Origin of the sequence: Sphingorhabdus wooponensis (assembly GCF_003933235.1) — a bacterium.
Classification (GTDB): domain Bacteria; phylum Pseudomonadota; class Alphaproteobacteria; order Sphingomonadales; family Sphingomonadaceae; genus Sphingorhabdus_B; species Sphingorhabdus_B wooponensis.
The window spans coordinates 1,558,953-1,585,235 of sequence record NZ_RWJI01000001.1 but is presented as its reverse complement, the minus strand read 5'-3'; the positions used below and the strand labels follow the sequence as shown (position 1 = coordinate 1,585,235).

The 26,283-nt window shown below is 55.7% G+C and carries 24 protein-coding genes and 1 riboswitch; of the genes, 11 read left to right on the top strand and 13 right to left on the bottom strand.

All coding sequences use genetic code 11. The features are described 5' to 3' along the window. Nucleotides 1–581: 581 nt before the first annotated feature. Both D7D48_RS07765 and D7D48_RS07760 read left to right on the top strand, forming a co-directional pair. Nucleotides 582–1,010: a helix-turn-helix transcriptional regulator gene (locus D7D48_RS07765; RefSeq protein ID WP_245964378.1), complete on the top strand. Its 429-nt coding sequence runs from the start codon at nt 582–584 to the stop codon at nt 1,008–1,010. Continuing rightward, nucleotides 994–1,917, top strand: coding sequence for a reverse transcriptase family protein (locus D7D48_RS07760; RefSeq protein WP_125230724.1), 924 nt, complete (start codon nt 994–996; stop codon nt 1,915–1,917). The genes D7D48_RS07765 and D7D48_RS07760 overlap by 17 nt, the downstream gene beginning before the upstream one ends. An 86-nt stretch (nt 1,918–2,003) precedes the next feature. Here the strand turns inward: D7D48_RS07760 and dcd are convergent, their stop codons facing one another. From dcd to D7D48_RS07740, 4 genes are all read right to left on the bottom strand, one after another. Further along, nucleotides 2,004–2,558 (bottom strand): dCTP deaminase, encoded by a 555-nt coding sequence (dcd, locus tag D7D48_RS07755; protein WP_125230723.1) that lies wholly within the window; start codon nt 2,556–2,558, stop codon nt 2,004–2,006. A gap of 101 nt (nt 2,559–2,659) precedes the next feature. Next, nucleotides 2,660–3,091 (bottom strand): cytidine deaminase, encoded by a 432-nt coding sequence (locus tag D7D48_RS07750; protein WP_125230722.1) that lies wholly within the window; start codon nt 3,089–3,091, stop codon nt 2,660–2,662. Then, a complete protein-coding gene (locus D7D48_RS07745; protein ID WP_125230721.1) occupies nt 3,088–3,774 on the bottom strand; it encodes a glycoside hydrolase family 25 protein in 687 nt (228 codons plus the stop codon). Before D7D48_RS07745 ends, D7D48_RS07750 begins: the two co-directional genes overlap by 4 nt. A gap of 85 nt (nt 3,775–3,859) precedes the next feature. Beyond that, nucleotides 3,860–4,342, bottom strand: a complete 483-nt coding sequence (locus tag D7D48_RS07740; protein WP_125230720.1) for a UPF0262 family protein — start codon at nt 4,340–4,342, stop codon at nt 3,860–3,862. A gap of 147 nt (nt 4,343–4,489) precedes the next feature. On the opposite strand from D7D48_RS07740, the gene D7D48_RS07735 reads away from it, so the two are divergent. Beyond that, nucleotides 4,490–5,974: a replicative DNA helicase gene (locus tag D7D48_RS07735; RefSeq protein ID WP_125230719.1), complete on the top strand. Its 1,485-nt coding sequence runs from the start codon at nt 4,490–4,492 to the stop codon at nt 5,972–5,974. A gap of 74 nt (nt 5,975–6,048) precedes the next feature. On the opposite strand, the gene ubiG is transcribed toward D7D48_RS07735, so the two are convergent. Further along, the gene (gene ubiG, locus D7D48_RS07730) at nt 6,049–6,786 is read right to left on the bottom strand and encodes a bifunctional 2-polyprenyl-6-hydroxyphenol methylase/3-demethylubiquinol 3-O-methyltransferase UbiG (protein ID WP_125230718.1); all 738 of its coding nucleotides are present in this window, start codon (nt 6,784–6,786) and stop codon (nt 6,049–6,051) included. A gap of 54 nt (nt 6,787–6,840) precedes the next feature. Between ubiG and D7D48_RS07725 the strand changes: the two genes are divergently transcribed. The 4 genes from D7D48_RS07725 (at nt 6,841) to D7D48_RS07710 (ending at nt 11,231) form a co-directional block, all read left to right on the top strand. Beyond that, nucleotides 6,841–8,097 (top strand): aspartate kinase, encoded by a 1,257-nt coding sequence (locus D7D48_RS07725; protein WP_125230717.1) that lies wholly within the window; start codon nt 6,841–6,843, stop codon nt 8,095–8,097. A 44-nt stretch (nt 8,098–8,141) separates the two neighbouring features. Beyond that, on the top strand, nt 8,142–9,140 hold the full coding sequence (locus D7D48_RS07720; RefSeq protein ID WP_125230716.1) for an NAD(P)H-dependent flavin oxidoreductase: 999 nt from the start codon (nt 8,142–8,144) through the stop codon (nt 9,138–9,140). Between the two features lie 79 nt (nt 9,141–9,219). Then, entirely contained in the window at nt 9,220–9,693 is a 474-nt protein-coding gene (locus tag D7D48_RS07715; protein WP_125230715.1) for a PH domain-containing protein, read from the top strand. Further along, a complete protein-coding gene (locus D7D48_RS07710; RefSeq protein WP_125230714.1) occupies nt 9,690–11,231 on the top strand; it encodes a PH domain-containing protein in 1,542 nt (513 codons plus the stop codon). The genes D7D48_RS07715 and D7D48_RS07710 overlap by 4 nt, the downstream gene beginning before the upstream one ends. Here the strand turns inward: D7D48_RS07710 and D7D48_RS07705 are convergent. From D7D48_RS07705 to D7D48_RS07670, 8 genes are all read right to left on the bottom strand, one after another. Next, complete coding sequence (locus tag D7D48_RS07705; protein ID WP_125230713.1) at nt 11,215–12,372, bottom strand: alkaline phosphatase D family protein; 1,158 nt, start codon at nt 12,370–12,372, stop codon at nt 11,215–11,217. The genes D7D48_RS07710 and D7D48_RS07705 overlap by 17 nt on opposite strands. Then, on the bottom strand, nt 12,369–13,145 hold the full coding sequence (locus D7D48_RS07700) for an ABC transporter ATP-binding protein (protein ID WP_125230712.1): 777 nt from the start codon (nt 13,143–13,145) through the stop codon (nt 12,369–12,371). Before D7D48_RS07700 ends, D7D48_RS07705 begins: the two co-directional genes overlap by 4 nt. Next, a complete protein-coding gene (locus tag D7D48_RS07695; RefSeq protein WP_125230711.1) occupies nt 13,142–14,107 on the bottom strand; it encodes a FecCD family ABC transporter permease in 966 nt (321 codons plus the stop codon). The genes D7D48_RS07700 and D7D48_RS07695 overlap by 4 nt, the downstream gene beginning before the upstream one ends. Further along, the gene (locus tag D7D48_RS07690; protein WP_125230710.1) at nt 14,104–14,940 is read right to left on the bottom strand and encodes an ABC transporter substrate-binding protein; all 837 of its coding nucleotides are present in this window, start codon (nt 14,938–14,940) and stop codon (nt 14,104–14,106) included. Before D7D48_RS07690 ends, D7D48_RS07695 begins: the two co-directional genes overlap by 4 nt. Beyond that, a complete protein-coding gene (locus tag D7D48_RS07685; RefSeq protein ID WP_125230709.1) occupies nt 14,940–16,787 on the bottom strand; it encodes a TonB-dependent receptor plug domain-containing protein in 1,848 nt (615 codons plus the stop codon). The genes D7D48_RS07690 and D7D48_RS07685 overlap by 1 nt, the downstream gene beginning before the upstream one ends. A gap of 84 nt (nt 16,788–16,871) precedes the next feature. Further along, nucleotides 16,872–17,070, bottom strand: a riboswitch (cobalamin riboswitch). A gap of 44 nt (nt 17,071–17,114) precedes the next feature. Next, on the bottom strand, nt 17,115–17,711 hold the full coding sequence (locus D7D48_RS07680; protein WP_185739807.1) for a GNAT family N-acetyltransferase: 597 nt from the start codon (nt 17,709–17,711) through the stop codon (nt 17,115–17,117). Between the two features lie 2 nt (nt 17,712–17,713). Further along, complete coding sequence (locus D7D48_RS07675; protein WP_125230707.1) at nt 17,714–19,957, bottom strand: xanthine dehydrogenase family protein molybdopterin-binding subunit; 2,244 nt, start codon at nt 19,955–19,957, stop codon at nt 17,714–17,716. Further along, a complete protein-coding gene (locus D7D48_RS07670) occupies nt 19,957–20,439 on the bottom strand; it encodes a (2Fe-2S)-binding protein (protein ID WP_125230706.1) in 483 nt (160 codons plus the stop codon). The genes D7D48_RS07675 and D7D48_RS07670 overlap by 1 nt, the downstream gene beginning before the upstream one ends. 69 nt (nt 20,440–20,508) lie before the next feature. On the opposite strand from D7D48_RS07670, the gene D7D48_RS07665 reads away from it, so the two are divergent. From D7D48_RS07665 to D7D48_RS07650, 4 genes are all read left to right on the top strand, one after another. Continuing rightward, nucleotides 20,509–21,447 (top strand): XdhC family protein, encoded by a 939-nt coding sequence (locus D7D48_RS07665; RefSeq protein ID WP_125230705.1) that lies wholly within the window; start codon nt 20,509–20,511, stop codon nt 21,445–21,447. Continuing rightward, nucleotides 21,447–22,040: a nucleotidyltransferase family protein gene (locus D7D48_RS07660; RefSeq protein ID WP_125230704.1), complete on the top strand. Its 594-nt coding sequence runs from the start codon at nt 21,447–21,449 to the stop codon at nt 22,038–22,040. Before D7D48_RS07665 ends, D7D48_RS07660 begins: the two co-directional genes overlap by 1 nt. Beyond that, on the top strand, nt 22,037–23,662 hold the full coding sequence (locus D7D48_RS07655) for a tetratricopeptide repeat-containing sulfotransferase family protein (protein ID WP_125230703.1): 1,626 nt from the start codon (nt 22,037–22,039) through the stop codon (nt 23,660–23,662). The genes D7D48_RS07660 and D7D48_RS07655 overlap by 4 nt, the downstream gene beginning before the upstream one ends. Before the next feature lie 160 nt (nt 23,663–23,822). Then, nucleotides 23,823–26,207 (top strand): TonB-dependent receptor, encoded by a 2,385-nt coding sequence (locus tag D7D48_RS07650; protein WP_245964404.1) that lies wholly within the window; start codon nt 23,823–23,825, stop codon nt 26,205–26,207. Nucleotides 26,208–26,283: the final 76 nt, after the last annotated feature.

Genomic DNA, 26,283 nt, shown 5'->3' with positions numbered 1-26,283 from the left:
ACCTATATGGATAATATAGTCAATCTGTTGGTTTTTGCTGTAGGTCGGTTTGCGGCAATGTCGCGGTCGCTCGGCGAATGGTGCAACATCACCCAAAGCGGCCCTAACTGTCCGACAGAATCCAAATCGTAATTTTCAAACTATAATTCGCTTAAAGCGAATTTTTTACTTGCAATCACAAAAATGATGACGCATTAAAGTGCAGTGTGAATAACGGAACAAGTTCTCATATTCAGCTTTGACGTTAGTCCGAGCGTGGAGAGCGAAAGCTCTCTGACACTTCATTCGCACAGGCCGCGATGGCCCCGGCGACGGGGATGCGCGGACGACGGCGAGCGAAGCAGAGACGATAGCGAGAATTGCTATCGTCTCTAGATAAATGGTTTAGTTGTCGGGTCCGTCCTTGTTCGACGAGAATCCTTGGCCAGATCGCTCATTCCGAGTTGGTCACCAAGGCGAACAAGGAGAAAAGCATTGGCTTTTTCTAAGATCACATACCGACGGCGGCGGCGACGTGAGCTGCGAGGTAAACCTCTTGAGCAGCGTCGTGGGTTCTGGAAGAAATTGAAGAACCCAAATACATGGAGGCTCATCGTTTCGGTGGGTTTCTTGATCTATCGTTTTATGCGGTCGGTCCTAAGGATTTTCGATCTCTTCGAGTAAACCGCCAACCTAATATCTACTTCGAACGAATGTTAGGAATTGAGATGATAAACGAAGCCCTTAGATTGATCCGTGTGTTTCACGACTTGAAGCAATTTGAGCTGGCCGAACGCCTGAAAGTCTCAAAGTCCCATATTTCAGAGATTGAAAGCGGCGCTAAGACACCATCATTGGAGTTGGTTGACAAATACTCTACGGAATTTCGAATTCCGGTTTCGGCGATCATGTTCTTTGCTGAAGAGCTTCCTGCTGCGAAACGCGGCGAAAAAGCGCGAACCATGGTTGCGTCCTCCGTGCTCGATTTGCTTGGCTTCATCGAGAGGAAAGCAGATGCCAACGCGGCATAGAGCAGTACCATACACTTTACGAGATAGCCCGTTCTTCCGTTTACGAAGACGCAAAGATTTAGCAAAGTTGCTGCACGTTTCTGAAACTACGCTTGCTACTATCGCGTCGCGAAACGATCTCTATGAGCGTTGCTGGAAGCACAAGAAGCTAAAAAACAATTGGCTTGATGATGAACCGTCAGCTGACATTGCCCATCTCTACCGCCCAATTGACATTCCAGACGGCGGCCTAAAGGCTATTCAGTCGCGGATTGCAAATCTGCTGGGGCGTATAACGCCTCCAGATTGGTTGTTCAGTCCTGTTAAGGGGCGTTCTTACGTCGGCAACGCAGCTTGCCACCGAGGATCGAAAGCGTTTTGGCTCTTAGATATTGCCGACTATTTTCCTAGCTGTACAGCTAACAACGTCGCACATTTCTTTCAGCGTAAGCTCGAATGCTCGCCTGATGTGACAGCGATCCTCGTTCACCTGACGACTTTGCAGCAGTGTTTGCCTCAAGGTTCGCCGTGTAGTCCTGTACTTGCCTATTTCTCGAATTTGGACATGTGGCGCGAAATTGAGCAATCAGTTTCAAAGGCAGCGTTAAAGCACAGCATTTACGCCGACGACATTACGATTTCCGGCCCCATTGTTCCTAAAAAGGTGATTTGGGAAATCAAGCAGGCGATTCACAAACATGGTATGAAGATTAAAGCCGACAAGGAGCTTAGCCTGATCGATAGTCCGGCGGAAGTAACAGGCGTAATTGTTGTTGGCGACCGAACCAAATTGCCAAACAGGCAATTCAAGCGGCTTTTTGAACTTCGTGGCGAACGGCATCGTGAAAGGTCAAAGACGCTGATGCGTTTGCTTGATGGTCAGATTGCAGGCCGTGTCGCGCAACGGCGGCAGGTCGAACAGTTTTAAGGGAGATCTGCTTTTAAGCTTTTTTGTCCAAAACCGAACCCTCCGCACCCCACAAACTTCCCGCCATTCAGGTCTTCATGCCCCCGTCACAATTTCGGCAATGTGACCCCACGTTGGCCCATATATTTGCCTGCGCGGTCGGCGTAGCTGGTTTCGCAGGGCTGCTCGCCTTTTAGGAATAGGAACTGGCATGCGCCTTCATTGGCGTAGATTTTGGCGGGTAGAGGCGTGGTGTTGCTGAACTCCAAAGTCACATGGCCTTCCCAGCCGGGTTCCAATGGCGTGACGTTCACGATGATGCCGCAGCGGGCATAAGTGCTCTTGCCAAGGCAGATGACGAGCACATCGCGCGGCACGCGGAAATATTCGACGGTGCGGGCCAAGGCAAAGCTGTTGGGCGGGATGATGCAGACATCGGTCTTGCGATCCACGAAGCTTTTCGGGTCAAATTCCTTGGGGTCGACGATGGAGCTATCTACATTGGTGAAAATCTTGAACTCGTCGGCCACGCGCGCGTCATAGCCATAAGAAGAGAGGCCATAGCTTATGCAGCCATCACGGCGCTGCGCCTCGACAAAGGGTTCAATCATGCCCGTCGCTTGCGCTTGTTCGCGGATCCAGATGTCAGACAATATGGACATAATCACTCCCTGTTAACCGTTCCGCTTTTGCCATACTGCGACGCGCATGCAAGTGTTCGGCACGAAAAAATTGTGCGTATCTTGGCGGCGCACTGGCAGACCTATTTTAAGTTGGCTGGACCAAAGCCGTGCGGCAGCAATTCGGACAAACGAAATGTCGTATAGCCCGTCGCATGGGCGCAATGCACCGGAATGTCGGTGTCTGTGAGGTCCGCCACTTCCTTTATTATCTGACGGCAACGACCACAGGGCGTAATGGGGTCAGCGCCAGCGCCAACATGTCCGGCCAAGCCGCCGGCGACCGCAATTTCGCGGATCGCGCGCAATTGGCCGTCACTATTGGCTTTAGAAATGGCCACGGTTTCGGCGCATAAGGTCATGCCATAGCTGGCATTTTCAAAGTTGCTGCCGGTCACAATCTCATGATTGTCGAGCAACAATGCCGCGCCCACATGGAAATTGGAATAAGGCGCATAAGCGGACTTGGCCGCGTCTATGGCGGCTTGGACCAAGCGTTTTGTCATCGCGCTCATTTGCGCACCACGACCCAGCGCACCGCGCCGTCAATGCCACTGACGCGGCGGTGGCTATTTGCGGTCCACATCACCCAAGGGCGCGCCGAATAATCGGGGGAAATGCCATTGCCCTCGAGCCAGATATTACGGTCAATCGACTTGCTCACTTGGTATTCCTCTTCGAAATCGGGCGTTAGTAACAGGATTGCAGGGGTGCCGCTATGCGCCTCAATCTGGTTCAGGAATGTTGCCAATTCCGCCAAAATCAAGGCGCGGTTCGGACGGCTTTTACAGCCTTCGGCAAAATCCATCTGCACCGCGGGTGGCAACGCGCGGTCGTTGCGGGGTACGCTGGTGATAAACATCGTCGCCTGTTCGGACGCCGACCGGCACAGGTCATAATGATGCAGCGCACCAAAACGAATGCCCGCTTCCTGCACCGCGGCCAGATTGGTTTCAAACTGCGGATCGCGGCCGCGTGCGCCTTCGACGGCGGTAATATAAGCGAAATCGACCCCCGTTGCGGCTAATTCCGACCATTTGGGTTGACCATTGCTTGCGTTCGCGACGATGCCCTGCACGGGATAGCTATTGCGCGATGGGGCCCACCCGGTGGCATAGGTCCACGCCGCATAGCCCGAAAGAGCTAAACCCAGTAGGACCAAAATCCAGCGGATCAATTTGCGATTTCGCTTTAGCATGCAGCCCCGTTTAAACCCCTTGATTCGACGCCATTAATAGGCTCTCCAGCCTCGCAAAGTCGAGAGGCGTAATGGCGCGCTGACCCTAAGTTTTAATGTGCAACACGCAGATAAGCGTAAATAGTCGGCGGGCGGTGGCGAAATCGACTTCGACTTTACCATCAAGCCGCTCCATCAATAGTTCCGCGCCTTCATTATGTACCCCGCGCCGCGCCATATCGATGGTTTCAATTTCCGCCGCACTCGCCTTGCGAATGGCTTGGTAATAGCTGTCGCATATAGCGAAATAATCCTTCACCGGCCGACGAAAACGCCCTAGACCCAGCACCAAGATTTCGTGCGGCGTTCCATCTTCGCGGTGGATATCGAGGATGAGGCGGCCCTCTGCGACGCTAATGCTCAAATGATACGGCCCCGCATAGCCGTCGCCCATGTCGCGCAGCGGTTTGAAGAAATTATCTTCAATCAGATCGAAAATCGCGACGCGGCGTTCTTGTTCAATATCGGCATTGCGCCGCAAGATCGTTGCTTCGTCCAATTCAACTTTGATGATGCGCGGGTCCGCCATGATGCTGTGTTAGCTTCAGATATTTTTGGGGCAAGAGGTTAACGAGATACGGGCGACTGGGTTATGCAAAATATTGTCCACAGCCATATCCCCGCACTTCTTTTTTGGGCCTCTTGCGCAGCGGCGTGCGGTAAAGGATAGGAAGGCATGGCCGAATTGATCAGACTTTCCGCAGCACATGAAGCTGAACCCCAACGCTTACCACGCAATATTGAGGCGGAAGCAGCATTTTTGGGTGCTATACTTATCGATAACCGCATTATCGAGGATGTATCGATCAAACTGCAGCCCGATCATTTTTTTGAACCGTTGCATGGGCGGATTTTTGACCAAATCCAGCGTCTCATGGACCGTAACATGCTGGTCACGCCGGTGACGCTGAAGCCATTTTTCGAAGCGGATGAGGCGATGCGTGAACTGGGTGGGCCAGGCTATCTCATCAAGCTCACCGCCGATGGCGCCGGTTTGATTGGCGCGCGCGATTTTGCCCAACAGATATACGATTTGGCCCTGCTGCGTGAGCTTGTGACGGTGGGCCGGACCTTGGTCGACAACGCCTTAGACACAAGCGAAAGCGTGGATCCAAAGGGGCAGATCGAGGCCGCGGAAAGCGCTTTATACAAAGTTGCAGAAGGCGAAGGCGAAACTGGCTCCATGAAGAGCTTTCTTACCGCGTCGACGGAGGCCATCAAAAATGTTGAGAAGGCGCTTAACTCGGGTGGCAGCCTTTCGGGTATCACGACGGGCCTGAGCAGTATCAACGCCAAATGCGGCGGCTTGCACAATTCCGACCTTGTGATTTTGGCAGGGCGTCCCGGCATGGGTAAGACATCATTGGCCACCAATATTGCGTTCAATGCGGCGCGGCGTTGGGTACAGGAACGTGAAGACGGCATTGAAGAATCGAAGGGATCTGGCGCAAAAGTAGCGTTTTTCAGCCTCGAAATGTCCGCCGACCAGTTGGCGACACGTATTTTGGCCGAACAATCGGGGATTAGTTCCGAACTGTTGCGCATGGGTAAAATTTCCCGTGACGACTTCCGCGAATTGTCGCGCGCATCGCGTGAATTGCAGGAATTGCCGCTCTATATTGATGATACGCCCGCACTCACCATCGCTGCATTGCGCACCCGCGCGCGGCGGTTGCAGCGGCGGCACGGGATTGGCTTGATCGTTGTGGACTATTTACAACTTCTCCAAGGTTCCAGTCGTGCGAACGACAACCGCGTCAATGAAATTTCGGAGATTAGTCGTGGTCTGAAAACGCTGGCAAAAGAATTGAGCATTCCGGTAGTTGCGCTATCTCAGCTAAGCCGTGCGGTCGAACAGCGCGAAGACAAGACGCCGATGTTGTCCGATTTGCGTGAATCGGGTTCGATCGAGCAGGACGCTGATATGGTGTGGTTCGTCTACCGCGAAGATTATTATGAGCTTATGAAGAAACCCGATGAGGGCACACCCGCATTTGAAGCCTGGAACGAAAAAATGGAACGGATCCACGGTATCGCAGAGCTTATTATCTCCAAGCAACGCCATGGTTCAACCGGACGCGTGCGAATGAAGTTTGAAGCGAAAATTACGCGCTTTAGCGATTTAGCCGATGATCAATATGCCGATATGGGATATGATTAATGCGCGTTTAAATCGCAGGCTAATTTGAAAAACCGTCATCCCGAACTTGTTTTGGGGTAACGCGATAAAGGTAACTAACCCCGCAATCGTGCGCTCAAAATATAATTCAACGCCTTATTGTCGCTTAAATGCAGTCCTGACATTGGTGAAAAGGCGATGCCTTGCATGTCGACCACCTCCAGTCCCGCATCGGTCAACAAGGCGGTCAATTCTTCCGGCGTTAGGAACTTGTCCCAATCATGCGTACCGCGGGGGACTTGGCCCAGCCGTTCAGCGGCCTCCACCAGAAACAAACGCGACGCTACTGTGCGGTTGGGCGTTGAAAGCAGCAATAACCCATCGGGCCTAAGGTGACGGACTAATTCAGCAATAAAGGCAACCGGATCCATAACATGTTCGATCACCTCCATGCAGGTCACGACGTCAAACTGGCCAAGGCCCTGCGCAGCGATTTCGCCAGCGCGATAGTTAATGGCAAGTCCGGAAACCGCCGCATGTGCCTTTGCTGCCGCGATATTTTCAGGCGCAGCATCAACGCCGGTAACGTCCGCGCCAAGCCGCGCGAGTGGTTCGCACAGCAAACCAGCGCCGCAGCCGACATCCAGCGCATTTTTGCCAACAAGTGGATGTCGCGATTTGTCATCACTGCCAAAATGCGCATCGATTGCAGACCGGATAAAGCGCAATCGCACAGGGTTTAGCTTATGCAGCATCGCAGAGCTGCCCTTTGGGTCCCACCATTCCGCGGCTAGGGCGCCAAAATGCGCGGCTTCCGCAGCATTAATTGTCTCGGGCAAGCTTGCGTTTGTCATATCCTGTCCCTATCAGGACCTGCGATTGTAATATAGCAATTATTGAAGGTTTGCATGGCGCGCATAGTTATGAAATTTGGCGGCACGTCAATGGCCGGCACCGAACGCATCCGCCGCGTTGCCCAATTGGTGAAGCGTCAGGCCGAACGCGGCGATGAAGTCGCTGTAGTCGTTTCCGCCATGGCTGGCGATACGGACCGCCTTGTTAATTTCTGTCGCGAAGCAAATGCGCTGTATGATCCCGCTGAATATGATGTGGTCGTGGCGGCAGGCGAGCAAATTACCGCTGGCTTGCTGGCCATCACCTTGCAAGCGCTGGGCTGTGAAGCACGCAGTTGGTTGGGATGGCAAATGCCCATCCATACCGATGATGCCCATGCCAAGGCGCGGATCGGGTCGATTGATACCGACGATTTACTCGCGTCGATGAAGGCGGGTAATATCGCCGTCATTCCAGGGTTTCAGGGACTAACCGATAACAACCGTGTCACGACATTGGGGCGTGGCGGGTCGGACACATCGGCGGTTGCCGTGGCTGCGGCGGTAAAGGCCGACCGTTGCGATATTTATACCGATGTCGACGGTGTTTACACCACAGACCCGCGCATCGTGGCCCGAGCGCGCAAGCTTAAAGCCGTCACGTACGAAGAAATGCTTGAGCTGGCCTCCGTTGGCTCAAAGGTATTGCAAACCCGCTCGGTCGGCCTTGCGATGAAGGAAGGCGTGCGGGTTCAAGTGCTGTCCTCTTTCGTTGACGACAGTGCCCCTGACGCCGACAGCATCCCCGGCACGATGATCGTGACCGACGCAGAATTGGAGAATAGCCAAGTGGAACGCCAACTGATCACCGGCATCGCGCATGACAAGAATGAAGCGAAAATAACACTTACCCGCGTTCCCGACCGTCCGGGCGCGGTGGCCAATATTTTCACGCCTTTGGCCGACGCCAACATCAACGTAGATATGATTATTCAAAACGTTGGCCGCGATAAAGGCGAGACCGACGTGACCTTCACTTGCCCGCAAGCTGACCTTGCGCGTTGCACGGACATATTGGAAAACCGCCGCGATGCCATTGGCTATAACCGCCTGATTCCGGACACCAAGGTCGCGAAAATTTCGGTGGTCGGCGTTGGTATGAAAAGCCATGCCGGTGTTGCCTCGACGATGTTCAGCAGTCTTGCGGACCGCAAAATCAACATTCAGGCAATTTCAACGTCCGAAATCAAAGTCAGCGTGTTGATTGACGAGGATGAAACCGAACTGGCTGTGCGGGTGTTGCATACGGCTTATGGGTTGGATGCGGAGTGAGGAACTTCTTCCGCCTCTGCGTGAGCAAAATATGGTTCTAATATATGACTAAACTCCAACATCTCATGCAACGCGGCACGGACTTTTTGGGCTGCGAGGTCGCGATTATGTGCGGGGCTATGTCTTGGGTGTCTGAACGCAACCTTGTGTCGGCCATTTCCAATGCGGGTGGCTTTGGCGTCATTGCCTGTGGCGCGATGACACCTGCGTTGTTGGACACAGAAATTGCCGCGACTAAAGCGCTTACGTCCAAGCCTTTTGGCGTGAATCTGATCACCATGCATCCGCAGATTATGGACTTGATTGCGATATGCGCGCGCCACCAGGTAAGCCATGTTGTGCTGGCTGGTGGTCTCCCGCCCAAGGGCAGTATTGAGGCCATTAAGGATTTTGGCGCGAAGGTCATTTGCTTTGCCCCTGCGCTCACGCTTGCGAAGAAATTCGCGCGCTCCGGCGTAGATGCACTGGTCATTGAGGGCAGTGAGGCAGGCGGCCATATTGGGCCAGTCGCAACGTCCGTATTGGCGCAGGAAATCTTACCAGAGCTTGGCGAACAATTGCCGATTTTCGTCGCAGGCGGCATTGCACGCGGCGGCGCGATTGCAAGCTATCTGGAGATGGGCGCAGCAGGTGTGCAATTGGGCACGCGCTTTGTCTGCGCACATGAGAGCATCGCGCACCCCAATTTCAAAGCAGCGTTCCTGCGCGCCAATGCGCGCGATGCGGTCGCCAGCGTGCAGATTGATCCCCGCTTACCTGTCATCCCCGTGCGGGCTTTGAAGAATAAGGGCACCGAAGAATTCACCAAGAAACAGGTGGAAATTGCAGCGATGCTTGATCGCGGCGAAATTGACATGGAAACGGCGCAGCTTGAGATCGAAAAATATTGGGCAGGGGCGCTGCGCCGCGCGGTGATTGATGGCGATGTCGAATATGGTTCGGTCATGGCTGGGCAGTCGGTGGGTATGGTCCATGTCGAGCGGCCTGTGGTCGATATCATCGCGAAGCTGGTGGATGAAGCCAACACCGCTTTGGCCAGGTAACGAATAATGCTCCCCATCGACTAAAGATGGGAAGATAAACCGTCTTGCCAACACAACACAGCGTGCGCATATCCGGTGTATGAACAATGACAATCTGCCGGAACTTACCCCGCTTGACCCCGCATTTATAACGACGAGCCGGATAGCCACTGCGCTTGGCTTGCTGCCATTTGTGATTGGGGCAGGGGTGCTGGAGTTTGCACAATTGCTACCGCCCGGCAGTTTTCTTGTGCCCATTCTTTTGGTCTATGCGTTTGTCGTCTTTACTGTGCCCGCCCGCAAATATCGGCATTGGGGCTATGATATGGGAACCGACCGGTTGCGTGTCGTGCGTGGATATATGTTCTACAGAGATACGATTGTTCCTTTTGCACGGATCCAGCATATTGATGTGGACCAAGGCCCAATCGACCGGCGTTATGGCCTTGCAACGCTGACGGTGCACACCGCTGGTAATCACAATAGCACAGTGGCGCTACCGGGGTTGGCGCATCCCGACGCTTTGGCGATGCGGGAGACCATTCGCGCGGCGATTCGGCAAGAAATGTTGTGAACGAAATCAGCGATGCCCCGACTGAGGTGACAGCACAGGACGGCGAACGGTTGCATATAAGCGGCCTGTTTGTCGGTTTTGTTTCGGGCCTACCGCAATTGCTATTCCCTGTGCTTGCTGCGGTTTTTGGCGCACGCAAATCAGATAATCCTGCGCTCATCCCAATCATGATCGCGGCTGTGCTGGCGATCAGTCTATTCTTCCGCTGGCTGGCTTGGCGGCGTTTTCGCTATCATGTGGGTGACGATGACATTCGCGTGGAAAAGGGCGTGTTGAGTCGCACAGCGCGTTCGATACCTTATGACCGCATTCAGGATGTGAGCATTGAGCAAAAGTTGCTGGCGCGCATGATGGGGCTGAGCGAGGTCAAGTTTGAAACCGGCGGTGGCGATGGTGATGACGCAACCTTGCGCTTCGTCACTTTGGAGGAAGCGAACCGGTTGCGCGCGTTAATCCGTGCGCGCAAGGCGGGCGAAGTGGTCGCGCAAGATGTGCCACATATGGCGGAACCCGAGGATGCAGAAACGATCTTCGCGATGGACGATCAACGTGTGTTTATCCTTGGCATCTATTCCTTTTCACTTGTCATTTTTGCAGTTCTTGGCGGCCTTGCCCAACAGTTTGATTTTCTGCTGCCGTTCGAGTTTTGGGACTTTAAACGCTGGGCGGGCCTCGCCGAAGAAAGCGGTGTGAGCGTCAATACGCTCAATGGTGTCGGCATAACGGGGCATCTCATTCTGGCTTTTGGCGCGTTGATCAGCCTGATTTTTATTGGCTTTGCCACAGGCATTGTCCGCACATTTTTGCGCGAACATGGGTTCCGCTTAACCCAGACGACAAAAGGTTTCCGGCGGCAGCGCGGTTTGTTTACACTCACCGATGTTGTGATGCCCACGCATCGGGTGCAGGCGGCGGTTGTGCAGACGGGGCCGATCCGCAAACGGCGCGGTTGGCACAGCCTGAAATTCGTCAGCCTGGCGCAGGATAGCAAAGAAGAAAGCAATTATGTCGCTGCGCCATTGGCCACATTGGACGAGCTGTGGCGCATATCGCAGGCCGCAGGAATTGCCGCACCTGATGGCGACGAACGGCTGCGTAAAGGTGCAGCATTGCACTGGGTAATTCAGTGGTTCCTGTTTGTGCCGCCGTTGCTGATAGCGGTGGGGGCGTTGGTGATTTTCGCCCATGCGCCCCTTGCGCCGACATTGTTGCCAATGCTGTTGTTGATCATTGTCGCACTCTTACTCTGGCTTGACTGGCGCAGATATCGCTTCGGGCTGGATGATCAGCAACTATACCTTCGGCGCGGTTGGTGGCGTCAGCGATTGACGCTTGCGCCGCAGGTGAAGGTACAAAGCATAGAGATTGCGCAAGGGCCATTGGCGCGGCGTTATGGCCTCGCATCGCTCAAATTCGGGGTTGCAGGCGGCACGCTGGAAATGGTGGCCCTGCCGCTGTCAACGGCGCAGGCCATTCGCGCGGCAGTGATGGAAAAGGTCGCCGCTGTCGATTATTCAGCGATTAATCAACCGCATTAGCAACTTGCGTTTCTATCACGCTGCCATCGTCCTTACGCAGCGTCATCGTCACTTTCTTCGTCGCCCAATCAATATCGATCTGCCCAAAGTTCGGGATGCCCCAGAACCCGCCTGTCCGGCGCGGATCGGGTTCCCGTTCGCTTCCATCGCCCTTGCCAAAGGCGAAGTTGAGCGAGCTGGATGTAAAATCCCATAAGGGTTTAGACAGGCCGGGGGCATTGGTCTTGTAGAAACCGCCGCTATGCCGGTCACCGGTCAGGAAAATGGCGTTGTTCACGCCCTTTTGACCGAGCAACGCATATAGACGATCGCGTTCCTTGGGAAAATTGGTCCAGCCTTCGAAATTATGCGCGTCGGTGATGACTTGTGTTGATGAAATGATGAAGCGAACATCGGCTTGTTTTTCCAGTTCCTGCGCCAGCCAATCCCACTGCGCTTGGCCCAATATCGTCGCTTTGGGATCCATGTTGGGAATATACCAACCCAGCGCTGGGCCCGGGTCACGATAGGGCATGGTTGCAAGGTCAGAACGGAAAAAGCGGCCATCAAGTATGATGAACTGCACGCGCTTGCCCTTTGGCCCGACGATGCGGCTTTCATACACGCCGGGACGCGACTTTACCTCGTCCGAGGAACCCCAATAAGTTTCATAGGCTTTCTCCGCCCATTCTTTGAAAGCAAAAGCGCCGCCAGCGTCATTGGCGCCATAATCATGATCGTCCCATGCCGTCATCATAGGCACGCTGCGGCGGAAGCGATCAAATTCCGCGCGGCTGTTCAGCTTTTTATAGCTTGCCGCCAGCGTCGGGATATCGGCCCCATTGGTGGGCCTTGTGTCGCCATAGACATTGTCACCAATCAATAGGAAAGCCTGGGGATTTTGCGCAGCTATGACGTCCCAAATTTTCATGTCGCGATTTTCGTTTAGGCAACTGCCAAAGGCAAAGCGCGTGATCACTGTATCGTCGGCCAGAACGGGGTTGGGCGAAGCCTTGGGCAATTGGGTGCCTAAGGTTGCGTAATAAGGCCGAAGGGCCTCCTGCGCGCTCTGTGGAGCAATAGGGGCTATATTCGACGTTGATGTGACGCTGATGGCGCAACCGGAGAGCGAGAGCGCGATAAATGGGAGGGCATATTTCATAATCTGACCTTGCCTTTGATGCTTAGCTGTATTGTCCCTTCCTCGTCCTTGAAGAGATTCGCGTCAATCCCGTAAACATGCGCCAGATTGGCCGGCGTGATGACGTCTTCGACGCTGCCTTGCGCAAATAGCGAACCTTCATGCAGCAACAGTATATGGTCGGCAAAGCGCACCGCATATTGCAAGTCGTGCAGCACCGCGACGACACCTTTTCCTGCTTCCGTCTGCCGCTGGAGCAAAGCCAGAATGTCGAGTTGAAAGCCCGGATCGAGGTTCGCGAGCGGTTCGTCCGCCAATATCCAGTCGAGTTCTCCCGCCAGCACGCGCGCCAGCAGAACGCGGGCGCGTTCGCCGCCCGAAAGCCGCGTGACTGGACGATTTGCGAAGCCCTCGGTGGCGGTCGCCGACATTGCGGCCTTTATGGCCTCGCGGTCATCTGCTGATGGCCCAGCGCCACGCATATGGGGAATGCGGCCCAGCGCAACCAAAGCCTCGGACGGGATTGCCCAATGCGTTTCGGCGCCTTGGGGCAACAGGCCGATGTGACGGGCGCGGGTGGTTGGGGCCATGCGGATGATGTCGGCGCCATTCAGGCTGGCGTTCCCTATCTGCGGTTCCAAAAGCCCCGCAAGGCAGGCGAGCAAGGTCGATTTACCCGCGCCATTGGGGCCCAAAATGACAGTGAATTTTCCAGCTTCAAATGTTACGTCAATCGCGTCCAATATGCACGTTTGACCATAAGAAAAGCCAAGATTTCGGACGGTCAGGGTCATACGTTACCCCTTCGGTAGCGCAGCAACAGCAAAAGGAAAAAGGGCGCGCCCAGCACAGCCATGGCAATGCCCAGCCGCACTTCGCTGGGGCCGGGGAGCAACCGGAGAAGGCTATCGGCGACCAGCGTCAGTATCGCGCCACCCAGGGCCGAGGGCAGCAATATTTGCGATGGCTGCTCCCCATATATGGCGCGGATGAGGTGCGGAATAATCAGACCTACAAAGCCCACCACACCCGACACCGCGACCGAGGCGCCGACGGCAAGTCCAACGCCCAGAACAATAATCCATTGCAGCCTGACTAGGTTGATACCAAGGCTTCGTGCGCCATTTTCGCCCAAGGTCAGCGCATCCAGCGCGCGGCCGGTGGAGAACAATAAAGCGACGCCCAGCGCCATAAAGGGCAAAGCTGTTGCAACATCGGCCATCAAGCGGTCGGTGAGCGCGCCCATCAGCCAGTTAATAATCTCACTCGCAGCAAAGGGGTTCGGCGCGATGCTGATGACAAAGGCGGTGAGCGCGCCCGCCAAAGTCGACAGCACCATGCCGCCCAAGATAAAACCAATAGGGCCGCCGTTCCGAGAAATTACAAGCAATAACAATATGCTAGAACCTGCACCTAACATCGCGCAGGCGAATAAGCCGAAGGGCAGCAGGTTGAGCCCAAGGTAAATCGCCCCGACGCCGCCCAAAGCCGCGCTGGCCGACACGCCTAGTACCGTCGGGTCCGCCAGCGGGTTTCGCAGATAGCCCTGTAGCACCGCGCCTGAAAGCCCGAGCACGGCGCCGATGCAAAGGCCAAGGAGCGCGCGGGGCAGGCGCAGTTCGAGGAAAATCCAGCCATCGGCATTGTCTGCCGCCCAAGAGGTCGGCCAAATCCAGACCTTCCCCGCCATCAACGACAGTAGGAATGCCGCGAGCGTAAGGAGCAACAGGAACGATGTTAAGCTGCGTGTATTCATGGCTTATCCTTAGCGAAGGACGCGCGGGTTTTCTTTATTATAGCCGATACTTTTATGATCGTCGGGCCGCCGCAGAATAACAGCCTGTCGGGGAAATCGACAATTCGCGTGCGGTCGCCCAAATGGGCTAGCAATTTCTGGCGCGCGCTCGTCTCACGGGCATCCGAACCGCGCGGTTGCGTGGGCATGAAAATGACCTGAGGCGGGTTTCGCATCAGCGTTTCTAATGGCAATATCCCCCAGGAGGATAGGCCATATTGTGCGCTCGCGTTGCGAAAGCCGTGGCGTGCCAGTAATTCGTCCTGCAACGTGCCTTTACCCGCCACAAATCCACCATTTTGCCAGATAATCGCCGACACAGATGGACCGGAAGATGGGGTGTTGGGTAGAGAATCCTGAATGTCGGAAATCAAGGCTTCTCCGGCATCACGCCTGTCGAGTAGGGCCGCTATCGTCCGGATCTGTTGCATGTCGTCTGCGACCGTTGGCGCGACCCCCAAGGCCACCGATTTAATGCCCGCCCGCGCAAGCAGCGCATTGGTGCCCCCGCTGGCCAGATTTCCGGTGAGCACGATTTTGGGCCGCGCCAATAATAATTCCTCTGCGCTGATGCCAATGGCGGGCAATTGCCGCGCCCATGCCAAAGGTGCGGACGCGCTATCGGGATCATGCGAATAGACGCTGACCGCCGTGACTTGGCCGGGCAACGCAATTTCGGCGAGCACAGAGTCAATGCACGGATTGTTGGACACGACGCCATGGGGCGCAATGGCGGGCTGACTGGCACATCCCGCCAAGGCAAATGCCGAAAGGAGGCAGAAGCCAAAGCGCATCAGAATTTGGCCCTGATGCCCATCGTCGCATGGCGGCCAAAGCTGTTATAGCCTGCGACCACCGTATAATCGGCGTCCAGCAGATTATCGATGCGGCTATACACCTCCAGCGTGTCGGTCAGTGGCATCGACGCCCGCAGCCCGAATAATGCATAGCTTTTAAGACGCACGTTGTTCGCGGCATCGTCGAAGCTGTCGCCGATTAGAAGCAAACTACTTCCGACGGAAAGGCCGAACGGGGTCTGCCAATCGGCGGTCAGGCTGGCACTGTGTTGCGGGCGCAATGTTTGCCGCTTGCCAAAATTGGCGCCTGCCGTGCGGTTGATGGCGTCCACTAATGTGTAGCTTGCTTCTATATACACAGTGTCGAGGGGGGTGAGGCTAACACCCGCCTCAAACCCTTTAGCGGTCACCTTGTCGATATTTTCCGATTGGCCCGTGACCGATGAAAAGGCAATCAGGTCATCGCTGCGGCGGTTGAAATAGGTCGCGAAGATTTGCGCCTTATTGCCCAGAAATTGATGTTCAACGCCCAAGTCGAAATTGCGCGCGGTTTCGGGCTTAAGGTCCGGATTGCCATAAGGTGGTTGCCCCTCGGTCAAGGTTGGTGCGCGAAACCCTTCGCCATAAGTCGCGCGGAACATTGTCCGCCCGTCATTGGGGGTGAAGGCCGCGTTGCCACCAAAGCTCGTTTGCCCGCCATAATCATCATAGGCATCATGCCGCATGCCCGCCGTGAGCGTCAGGCCGGAGGCGGGACGCACAATGACTTGCCCAAATCCGCTGCCCAATGTGTTGCGGGCGATATCAGGTGCAGCCCCCTCAAAAGCGGTGCTGGCAAAGCTGCGTTCATATTCCGCGCCCGCCACGAAAGTCAGCGCATCGTTCAGGTCAAACGCTGCATGATATTCGGCGCGGTCAATTGCGCCGCGCACATTGAAATTGTTGAAACTGAAAACAATGGGATCCGTGCCCACCCGCTTTATATCGGTGCGGGTATAAGCGATCCGGTTTTGCAGGCGCCCATCCAGCAGGTCGAACTGCGCGCCGACATAGCCGATAAATTGCCGGTTGTGCGACACGGGCAAGCCATTGGCCCCAACGCCAAAGGCGGTGTCATATGCAACTGTCGCGCGATTGTAATAACTGCGGAAATCGAGATTGAAGCTGTCGCTGAGATTGACCTTCAAACGCGCATTGCCCGTCAGATTGTCATAGCCATCGCGTTCGGTCCCACCCGCCAGCGCGGAGATGCCGTCGCTATTCACAAAGGAACCGCCGACGCTGCCTTCCAATACGCCACTGCTGCCCGCAATATTGGCGTTCAGCCTTTTGGTATCATAGGCCCCATATTCCGCCCCGAAGCGGCCTTCAAAACCGGTCACGGGCGCGATGGATTGGACATTCACGACGCCGCCAATCGCTTGGCTGCCCCAGATGATTGCGTTCGGCCCGCGCAAAACCTCCACGCGGCCAATATTGCCCGTCATCAACGCGCCAAAGTCGAACGCGCCATTGGGGCTGGAAAGGTCATTGATCCGCACGCCGTCTATCAACACTAAGGTTTGCGCGCTGCTCCCGCCGCGAATGAAGGCGCTGCTCTGCCCACCAAGGCCGCCGCGCGTGGCGATGCTGACACCCGCTAAGGTTTGCAGGGCATCGGAGATGGTTGGGCTTTGCAATTGTTCCAACCGGTCGCGGTCGACAATGTCGATGGCTTGTCCGGTTTCGGATCGCGGCTGGGCAAAGCCGCTGGCGGTGACGACAATGTCATCCTCTGCCGTTTGCGCAAAGGCCGTGAAGGGCAGCATCGCAAGCACGGCTGCCGTCGTTTTTATCAGGGTCATGGATCATTCTCCTTCGCATGACGTTCAACAGTATGTCGTCACGCGGAGGCAAACCCCGATTGCGCCAGTGTCCCGCAAGCACAAAGGACAAACCGCAATCAGGCAGGTCTCCTGGCTTCCGGGTCAATGCGCTTGCTCCGCCTTCCCAGTTTCACGGTCACCCGTTTTTCCAGTGGCATATGGAGCAAAAGCTCGCCGGTTACAGTTGCGGGAACAGCGCCGGATTTCCGCCGGCTTCCCTATTATCCACGCTCTCGCGCAGACCTGGTGCGTGCTACGAGGTTAGGCGGGTTTTAGGTATAGGGCAAGGGGCGGGGCGCGGCGCGCTTAATGCCGCGTTTTGCCGGGGCGTTGCATGCCCCAAAATTGGGGGCCTTCGGGGACTTGCCAGCTATGTTTGATGGCAAAGCCAAAGCTTTGGTACAAAGGGATATTATGTTCGTCGGCGGTTTCCAGATAGGCGGGTAGGCCATCTTGATCGACGCGGTCTAAACCTGCGCGGATTGCCGCACCGCCAAATCCCTTGCCCTGAAAAGCGGGATCGCAACCGGCAAAATGCAAATACCAGACAGGTTCCTGCGGCAAATGCTTTTCGATCAAATGCGATATTTCAAGACCGCGTAAAATCGAGAAGCGCAATTGCTGCACAAAGGGAATGAAGAGCCGCGCGGTGTCGAATAGGGTATCGCGCGCTTGGCCGGGGCCGCGCCATAAGGTAACCGCTTCTATGCCGTCCGTGCCGAACACGGCGCCTTTGCGATGTTCATCGCGCAGGAACAAATGGAATGCCCCCGTCAGCCGCCGTGCGCGTAACGCTGGGTCAGGGATGACATAGCTCCAACCCGATTCATTCTGGAACGCGCGCGCCAGCGTTTCGGCAATCTCCAGATTGTCTGTGGGCTTGAGCAGCTTTGCGTGCGGCAAGATTATCCCTTTGCCTGTGTCATGATGGGTAGATTGCGAACGCGCTTGCCCGTCGCCGCGAACAAGGCGTTGGCCAAGGCAGGCGCGGCTGGCGGAACGCCGGGTTCACCAATGCCGCCCATCGGCGCGCCGCTGTTCAGGAAATGGATATCCTGCACCAACGGGGTTTGCGCCATATTCAGCAACAGATAATCGCTGAGGTTGCTTTGCTGCACTGCGCCTTTTTCAAGCGTGATAGCCTCACCAATGGCTGAGGACAGGCCCATGATCGTGCCGCCCTCAATTTGCGCCATCGCGGCGTCGGGGTTCACGATGCTGCCTGCGTCGACAACCGTCGTGACCTTGTGCACCTTTGGCATGCCATCTGCGCCAACCGATGCCTCCACGACCATTGCGACGATGGTTTTGAAGCTTTCGACCAAGGCGACACCGCGCCCGCGTCCAGCCGGAAGTGGGGTGTTCCATCCGCTGCGCGCCGCGACTTCATCCAAGACGCGCAAATGCCGTGAATCCGCTTTTAAATGATTGCGACGGAAAATGACGGGGTCTTCGCCCGCGGCATGCGCCAGTTCATCCATGAAGCTTTCATTGTAAAAGCCTTGCTGCGTCGAGTTGACGGAGCGCCATGCACCCGTTTGCTGGTTTGACACATGGGCAAAATGCCGCCGTGACACGGCAGGCAGGGTGTAAGGAAATACCGTCTCGCTCTCCGCGCTTTCGGGTTGCGCATAATCATTGCGGTAAGCGGCAATGCGTTTTTTGTCGGTGAGCGCGGCAGTCAGTACAGCCGAGCTTTGCGGGCGATAAGCGCCTTGCGCGACTTCTTCTTCCCGGCTCCAAATCAGCTTCACCGGATAAGGCAATTGCATGGCCAGTTTGGTCACTTGGCCCACAATTTCCATATACATGGGCAAGCGTCGGCCAAAGCTGCCGCCGATGATCATGGGGTGGAATGTGACATTGTCGGCATCAAGGCCCGACACATCGACCGCCAACATCTTGGTCGCCAACGGATCCTGCATCCCGCCCCAAATGTCGAGCTTGCCGTCCTTGAAATGGGCGGTCAGCGCAAAGGGTTCCATCATCGCATGGTGCAAGAACGGCACTTGATATTTCGCCTCTATCGGCTTGGCGCCAAGGCCTGCTTGCACATCGCCTTCGCCCGCTTCGCCATCTGCTTCCCCCTTGGCAAATAGCGCGTCATGCGCCGCTAATATCGATGCGGTTGAAACATCGGCATGGCCGCCATCGGTGAAGTTGGGGGCCAAAGCGCGCAGGCCGGAGATAGCGGGCCAATAGCCCTTGGCCACCACCGCGACAGCATCATCCAGCTTAATCACCTTCTCAACGCCCTTGATGGCCAAGGCAGGTGCGGTGTCGACGGACGTTAGTTTTCCGCCGCGCACGGGGGCAGCCTGAATTGTTGCCACGCGCATGTTGGGGATCGCGAAATCGATGCCATATTGCGCGCTGCCATCGACCTTGGCCGGAATATCGAGCCGCTGAATCGATTGGCGCATCAAGCGATATTGCGAGGGGTCTTTTAATTTGGGTTCATTGTCGAGCGACAAGGTCGCCGCTTCTGCCGCCAGCTCGCCATAACGCAAAGACCGGCTCGATTTTGCGTGAATGACGCGGCTGTCCTGCGTCGTCAGTTCGCCGACGGGGACATTTAGCCGCTTAGCTGCGGTTTCAATCAGTGCCAGCCGTGTCGCCGCGCCCACCTTTTGAAAGGTCACTTGGCCGGTGAACCGCAAGGCGGTTGAACCGCCGGTCATCTGAAGGTTCATTTGCCGCGCGATGAACGATAAAAAAGATTCGGGAATGCCGTTGATGATCGCTGGCTTGCCCGTCATGTCCGCAAGAAACGCGCGGCCCAAGCCGACATTGGCAAAGGCGGGTTCCGCAGGCGCCGAGACGATGCGCACCTGATCCCACATCGCGTCCAATTCTTCAGCCAGCATTTGCGCAAGGCCTGTATTTGACCCCTGACCAATGTCGGTGTGCGGCGAATATATGGTGATGATGTCATCTTCGCCGATTTTCAGCCAAGTCGCAAAGCTATGCTCGCCTTCACCCGTAATGCGTGCCTTGGCGTCTTTGGCGGCGTTGCTGTCTGCAATCGAGATGCCGAACAAGCCAGCGCCGACGATGGCGACACCGCCGATTAAAAAGGCACGGCGTTTGACGCCCTTGCGCTTGTGGGGGGCTTCGGGTGCAATATCGGCTGTGGGGGTATCGGTCATCAGACGGCTCCTTCCACAGCTTGGGCGGCCTGCCCGGTGGCGGCGCGAATGGCTTTGCGAATACGCGGATAGGTGCCGCAGCGGCAAAGGTTCGTCATCGCTTCGTCAATTTGGGCATCGCTGGGGCGACCGGTTTTTTCGATGAGCGCGACGGCCGCCATGATTTGTCCGGACTGGCAATAACCACATTGCGGCACTTGCGCCGCTATCCACGCCTGTTGCACCGCATGCAGCGTGCCATCGGCGGATTTCAGGCCTTCAATCGTGGTAATCGATTTGCCAGCCACTTCGCTGACCGGCAGGCTGCACGAACGGGTGGGCTCGCCATCGACATGGACAGTGCACGCCCCGCACGCGGCAACGCCGCAACCGAATTTCGTACCCGTCAGGCCAAGTTCTTCACGGATGACCCACAATAAGGGCGTATCCGGTTCAGCGGACAGGGCCACTGCTTTGCCGTTGATTGACGTCTGAATTGCCATACAAAGAAGCTCCCACCCGATATTGCGTTTCATATAGCAACGCTTCGGTCACTTTGCTAGCGGGTAGCCATGAAAACAGGCAGTGCCAATCATGATCGCATCCTTGCCGCCGCGCGAGATTGGGCGGGCGCGCCGATGGCGATTGCGACTGTGGTCGAAACATGGAAATCCGCGCCATGTCCGACCGGCACACATATGTTGGTTCATGCCGATGGGCGGTTTGTAGGTTCGGTGTCGGGCGGCTGTGTTGAGGCCGATGTTCTGGAACGCGCGCAGATGGTGCTGGCGGGCGCGCCAGCGATGCTCAGGCGGTATGGCGTGGCCGATGATGCGGCGTGGGACGTTGGCTTGCCCTGTGGCGGCGATATTGTCGTGTTGGTGCAGCCGGTGTCGGCGGACGGCTTTCCCGAAAGCCTATTTGCCGACATCGTCAATGCGCGGTGCAATGGGGCCATGTTATTGGTCGTGACGGACCTTGCCACGGGACGCAGTGTAGTTTCGGACGACACGCAGGCGGACGGTTTTGTAAATGTCTATTATCCGCCCCGCCGCTTGTTGATTGTTGGCGCGGTGGAGATTGCGGCAGCATTATCGGCAATTGCGGTGTCACAAGGCATAAATGTCACCTTATGCGACCCGCGTGGGCGGTTTTTGACTGAAGATCGTTTCCCCAATGTCCGCTTGGATGATCGTTGGCCCGATGATGCGGTGCAGGCCTTTGCGCCCGATAGCCGCAGCGCCATCGTGACCTTAAGCCATGATCCCAAAATTGATGATCCGGCCTTGATCGCTGCATTGGCGAGCCCCGCGGCCTATGTGGCGGCCTTGGGTTCGGTCCGGTCGCATCAGGAGCGGCTTTTGCGGCTCTCTGCGGCGGGCGTCAGCGCGGAACACTGCGCGCGGATAGAGGGGCCTGCGGGCGTTGCGATTAATGCGATCAGCGCGCCGGAAATCGCGCTATCGATTGCGGGCGGCATGATCCGCGCGTTTAATCTGGGCCTGCGGTGATGGAGGCCGAACAGGTCGCAATTGTAATCCTGGCCGCCGGACATGCGCGGCGTTTTGGTTCAGATAAGTTGATGGCGGATTTGGATGGTGCGCCGCTGGGTGTGCGTGCGGCGCGCGCCTTGCTTGGCATTCCGGCCGCAGCGCATTTTGCCGTGTGTCAGCCCAAAGCCGCCATTGCGCGGCATTATGCGGACTTGGGCTATACACGCGTTGAAAATCCAAATGCCGATCTTGGTCTATCCGCTTCGTTACATCTCGCGGTTGCGGCTGCGGCAATGACCAAGGCGCAAGCATTGCTGATTGCGCTGGCCGATATGCCGTTCATTAGCGCAGCGCATATCGGTGCGCTGATTGCGGCGTGCGATGGCGCTATCATCGCGTCATCGGATGGCGCCCAAGCCATGCCGCCCGCCATTTTTCCGCGCGCCAATTGGCCTTTGCTTTTGCAAGCACAGGGCGATGCGGGCGCAAGGCACATCTTGTCGCAAGCCCGCTATTTGGCCGCGCCCATCGGCAGTTTGCGCGACATAGACACGCCATATGATTTGGCCGCTTCAAAATCGCCGTCGCTTGGCTTAGACCAGAGTTTATGAACCAGACCTCCGCTCGCCCCGCGATTGAAGCCGCCTTGCGCAACCCCAAACTGATGACGGCCGCTGTGGCTTTGTCGGAAAACCGGTTGGAAGATGCAGAGCCATTATTGCGCGGGCATTTGCGCGATGCGCCAACCGATGTGGCGGCAATCCGCATGATGGCCGAACTGGCCGCGCGCGTTGGCCGGTTGAAAGATAGCGAGGCGTTGCTGCGCCGCGCCTTGGAACTGACGCCGGACTTTGGCGCAGCGCGCGCCAATCTGGCAACAGTGCTCTATAAACAAAACCGCTTTCCTGAGGCGCTGGAGCATCTCAACGCCGTTCTGGCGGAGGGCGGCGACAACCCAGTGCAGCAAAATCTGAAAGCCGCAACGCTTGGCCGGATTGGCGGCTATGCTGAGGCGATTGTGCTCTATCAGGAGCTGACCGCGCGTTTCCCCGACCATGCCAAATTATGGATGAGCTATGGCCATATGCTCAAAACCGTTGGCAATCAGGAGGAAAGCATTGCCGCTTATCGCCACGCTCTGGCGGTGGAACCGACCTTAGGTGAGGTTTGGTGGAGCCTCGCCAATTTAAAGACATTAAGCTTCTCCGCCGATGACGTCGCGGCAATGGAGGCGGCTTTGACGGCGGACGGCCTTGGCACGGAGGATAAATATCATCTCCATTTCGCATTGGGTAAGGCGATGGAGGAGCGCGCCGAGTATGACGCGGCCTTCGCACATTATGCTAAAGCGAATGCGTTGCGCAGTGCCGAGCTTCATTATGATCCGCAGTCGGTGTGTAAGCAGGTCGATAGGATCATTACGCAATGCACGGCGGCATTTTGGGATGCCCGCGCCGGGCAGGGGCATGATGCGCCTGACCCGATTTTCATCATTGGCATGCCGCGCGCGGGTTCGACATTGATTGAGCAAATCCTTGCCAGCCATTCTATGGTGGAGGGCACTATGGAATTGCCCGATATTCCGGCGATGGCATTACGCGAAGGACGAGAGGGGCGCGAAGGGCGCGACACCGACTGGATTGAGGCGCTATCTGGTTTCAGCGCGCAGGACGCTGAACGGCTGGGCGCGGAGTTTATCGAACGCACACGCATTCAGCGTAAAACGACCAAGCCGTACTTTATCGATAAGCTGCCCAACAACTGGAATTATGTCGCCTTCATCCGCTTCATCTTGCCCAATGCTAAGATTATCGACGCGCGGCGGCATCCGCTCGATTGCTGTTTTTCCAATTACCGGCAACATTTCGCCAAGGGGCAGGCGTTCAGCTATGACCTAGAACATATGGGGCAATATTATGCCGATTATGTGCGGTTGATGGCGCATTTTGACGCGGTTCAGCCGGGATATGTCTACCGCGTCATTCATGAAGAATTATTGGAAAATCCAGAACGCGAAATTCGCGGCCTGTTGGATTTTCTGGGTCTTCCATTTGAAGATAATTGTTTAAATTTCCATCAAAACACACGCGCCGTGCGGACCGCGTCGAGCGAGCAAGTGCGGCGGCCCATCAACCGCGATGGCGTCGATCAGTGGAAGCCCTATGCGGCGCATCTGGAGCCGTTGAAGGATGCATTAGGCGCGTTGTGGGAGATTTATCCTGCAATATCATAGTTGCTGCATTGCAACAGAGTGAACTAAAGTAACAAATAAATGGGCTGCAATGCGAAAAAAACATTGCGTGCCTGCGCGTTTAGGAGCCTATTTGTATCAAATTAACCATGAGGGGATAATTGTGCGTAAACTACATCATCGGACTAAAGTCCGGACGGCCATGGCCGCATTGCTGACATCAACTGCGTTTGGCGTTGCTGTTCCTGCCATGGCGCAGGAAGCGGCTGACTCGGATAGCAACGTCATCGTCGTTACCGCGCAAAAGCGCGAACAGAATTTGCAGGACGTGCCAATCGCGATCAATGCCATTGGTAATGAAAAGCTTGACCAATTGCAGGTCAGCGAATTGCAGGATGTTGTGAAGTTTCTGCCATCGGTAACGATCCAACAAGGCGGACCCGGTTTCGCGCAGGTCTATTTCCGTGGCGTGGCCTCGGGCGAAAACGCAAACCACTCGGCGTCACTGCCAACGGTGGGCACTTATCTCGACGAAATGCCGATCACGACCATTCAAGGTGCGTTAGATTTGCATGCTTATGACCTTGCGCGTGTTGAGGCGCTCGCTGGACCACAAGGCACCCTTTATGGCGCAAGTTCGATGGCTGGCACGTTGAAGCTGGTCACAAACGCACCCGATCCTTCTGGTTTCTACGGCAGCGCTGGCGTTGAGTTGAACACCGTCGCGCATGGCGATTTAGGATCGATTTACGAAGGCTTTCTCAACGTGCCGATCGCAGAAGGTGCGGCAGCGCGTCTGGTTGGCTGGTATCGCGACGATGGCGGTTACATCGACAATATCGCGGGTAGCCGGACATATGCCTCATCCGGCATCCGCCAAAGCAACACCGCATTGGTTGAGAAAAATTATAATGACGCCGAAACCTATGGCGCGCGTTTGGCGCTGGGTATCGATCTTGACGACAATTGGACCATCAAGCCAACATTGATGGGGCAGGTCCAGAATACGCAAGGAAGCTTCTCGCAAGAACGTTCAGGGCAAACCAAGAAGGAGCTACAGACCGTTCAATACAACCCCGAAGGCAGCCGTGATAAATGGATTCAGGCGGCGCTGACGGTGGAAGGCAAGATCGGTAATTGGGATGTGACCGCGACGGGCGGCCATTTGCGTCGTAAGACCGAAACGCAGTCGGATTATTCGGATTATGCGTATTTTTATGACGCTTTGTCCGGTTACGGCGCCTATTTCTATGACAATGCCGGCGCTCTTGTGAACCCGAACCAATATATTCAAGGCATTGACCGTTATAAGAAAAGCTTCGGCGAATTGCGGGTCGCAAGCCCTGCCGACGCACCTTTGCGCTTCATCGGTGGTCTGTTTGCACAGCGCCAGTCGCACAATATCAAACAAAATTACATCATCGACAATATCGCCGATTCCATCACCGTGACGGGAACCGGCAGCAATATCTGGTTGACGCAGCAACTGCGCGTTGACCGTGATTATGCGGCCTTTGGTGAATTGACCTATGATTTGACCGAGAAGCTCTCACTAACCGGAGGCTTGCGTTATTATAAGTTTGATAACTCGTTACAGGGCTTCTTTGGCTATGCGGCCGGCTATAATGGCGACAAATATGATGAAGATACTGGGGCATTCATTAAAGATGGAACAGGTGAAGCGGCATGCAATGGACGGCCAGCGATTGTCGAAGGCAGCCCTTGCACCAATGTCGACAAGTCGACATCTGACACGGGCTTCATCCACAAAATAAACGCGACTTACAAGGTCACCGACGACGTTCTTGTCTACGCCACATGGTCGCGCGGTTTCCGTCCGGGCGGTATCAACCGTCGCGGTACCTTGCCACCTTATGGTTCGGACAAGCTCGACAATTATGAATTGGGCTGGAAAACCACATTCGGTGCGTTCCGTTGGAATGGCGCTGTGTTCCAGGAAGATTGGAACAATATCCAGCTTTCCTTCTTGGGTGCGAACGGCCTGACCGAAATCCGCAATGCTGGTGTGGCCCGTATTCGCGGTATCGAAATGGACGCTGGCTTCCGGAGCAATGGTTTCAGCTTGAACGCTGGATTTAGCTATAATGATGCTGAAATCCGTCGCGACTTCTGCGCCATTGCCAACGCAACTTTTGATTGCACAACGACTGATAATGAGTTGCTTGCGCCGTCCGGATCGCGCTTGCCTGTGACCGCAAAGGTGAAGGGCAATGCGATTGCGCGTTATGAATTCCCGGTCGCTGATTGGGATGGCCATGTGCAGTTTGCGGTCAATCACACCGGCAGCCGTCGAAGCGATCTGCGGCCTGCGCAAAATGCTATCAAAGGCAATTTGGATGCCTATACCACCGCCGACTTCTCGGTTGGCGTGAAGAATGAAGCATGGGCGATTGAGGCATTTGCCACAAATCTGTTTGATACACGCGGCGTGGTGAACACCGGCGTCCAGTGTATTGAAACAACATGCGGAACGGGGGTCACGGCGTCAACGCCAACCGGCGGTGCGTTTTACGATGTGGTTATCAAACCACGCGTCATCGGTGTGAAATTCTCGCGCGATTTTTAACGATTGTTCACTTTTCTTCGCAAAGAAAATTTGTAGAAAGAAAAGTGAAACATCGTGCTTAAGCGCATGACATAAA

Excerpts from the sequence above, each read along its gene's own strand:
- D7D48_RS07665 (WP_125230705.1), top strand. The coding sequence starts at position 20,509 with ATGAAAACAGGCAGTGCCAATCATGATCGCATCCTTGCCGCCGCGCGA.
- D7D48_RS07670 (WP_125230706.1), bottom strand. The coding sequence starts at position 20,439 with ATGGCAATTCAGACGTCAATCAACGGCAAAGCAGTGGCCCTGTCCGCT.
- D7D48_RS07760 (WP_125230724.1), top strand. The coding sequence starts at position 994 with ATGCCAACGCGGCATAGAGCAGTACCATACACTTTACGAGATAGCCCG.
- D7D48_RS07685 (WP_125230709.1), bottom strand. The coding sequence starts at position 16,787 with ATGACCCTGATAAAAACGACGGCAGCCGTGCTTGCGATGCTGCCCTTC.
- D7D48_RS07650 (WP_245964404.1), top strand. The coding sequence starts at position 23,823 with ATGGCCGCATTGCTGACATCAACTGCGTTTGGCGTTGCTGTTCCTGCC.
- D7D48_RS07715 (WP_125230715.1), top strand. The coding sequence starts at position 9,220 with ATGAACAATGACAATCTGCCGGAACTTACCCCGCTTGACCCCGCATTT.
- D7D48_RS07735 (WP_125230719.1), top strand. The coding sequence starts at position 4,490 with ATGGCCGAATTGATCAGACTTTCCGCAGCACATGAAGCTGAACCCCAA.
- dcd (WP_125230723.1), bottom strand. The coding sequence starts at position 2,558 with ATGTCCATATTGTCTGACATCTGGATCCGCGAACAAGCGCAAGCGACG.
- D7D48_RS07660 (WP_125230704.1), top strand. The coding sequence starts at position 21,447 with ATGGAGGCCGAACAGGTCGCAATTGTAATCCTGGCCGCCGGACATGCG.
- D7D48_RS07700 (WP_125230712.1), bottom strand. The coding sequence starts at position 13,145 with ATGACCCTGACCGTCCGAAATCTTGGCTTTTCTTATGGTCAAACGTGC.
- D7D48_RS07725 (WP_125230717.1), top strand. The coding sequence starts at position 6,841 with ATGGCGCGCATAGTTATGAAATTTGGCGGCACGTCAATGGCCGGCACC.
- D7D48_RS07740 (WP_125230720.1), bottom strand. The coding sequence starts at position 4,342 with ATGGCGGACCCGCGCATCATCAAAGTTGAATTGGACGAAGCAACGATC.
- D7D48_RS07695 (WP_125230711.1), bottom strand. The coding sequence starts at position 14,107 with ATGAATACACGCAGCTTAACATCGTTCCTGTTGCTCCTTACGCTCGCG.
- D7D48_RS07705 (WP_125230713.1), bottom strand. The coding sequence starts at position 12,372 with ATGAAATATGCCCTCCCATTTATCGCGCTCTCGCTCTCCGGTTGCGCC.
- D7D48_RS07750 (WP_125230722.1), bottom strand. The coding sequence starts at position 3,091 with ATGAGCGCGATGACAAAACGCTTGGTCCAAGCCGCCATAGACGCGGCC.
- D7D48_RS07745 (WP_125230721.1), bottom strand. The coding sequence starts at position 3,774 with ATGCTAAAGCGAAATCGCAAATTGATCCGCTGGATTTTGGTCCTACTG.
- D7D48_RS07675 (WP_125230707.1), bottom strand. The coding sequence starts at position 19,957 with ATGACCGATACCCCCACAGCCGATATTGCACCCGAAGCCCCCCACAAG.
- ubiG (WP_125230718.1), bottom strand. The coding sequence starts at position 6,786 with ATGACAAACGCAAGCTTGCCCGAGACAATTAATGCTGCGGAAGCCGCG.
- D7D48_RS07765 (WP_245964378.1), top strand. The coding sequence starts at position 582 with ATGGAGGCTCATCGTTTCGGTGGGTTTCTTGATCTATCGTTTTATGCG.
- D7D48_RS07655 (WP_125230703.1), top strand. The coding sequence starts at position 22,037 with ATGAACCAGACCTCCGCTCGCCCCGCGATTGAAGCCGCCTTGCGCAAC.
- D7D48_RS07690 (WP_125230710.1), bottom strand. The coding sequence starts at position 14,940 with ATGCGCTTTGGCTTCTGCCTCCTTTCGGCATTTGCCTTGGCGGGATGT.
- D7D48_RS07720 (WP_125230716.1), top strand. The coding sequence starts at position 8,142 with ATGACTAAACTCCAACATCTCATGCAACGCGGCACGGACTTTTTGGGC.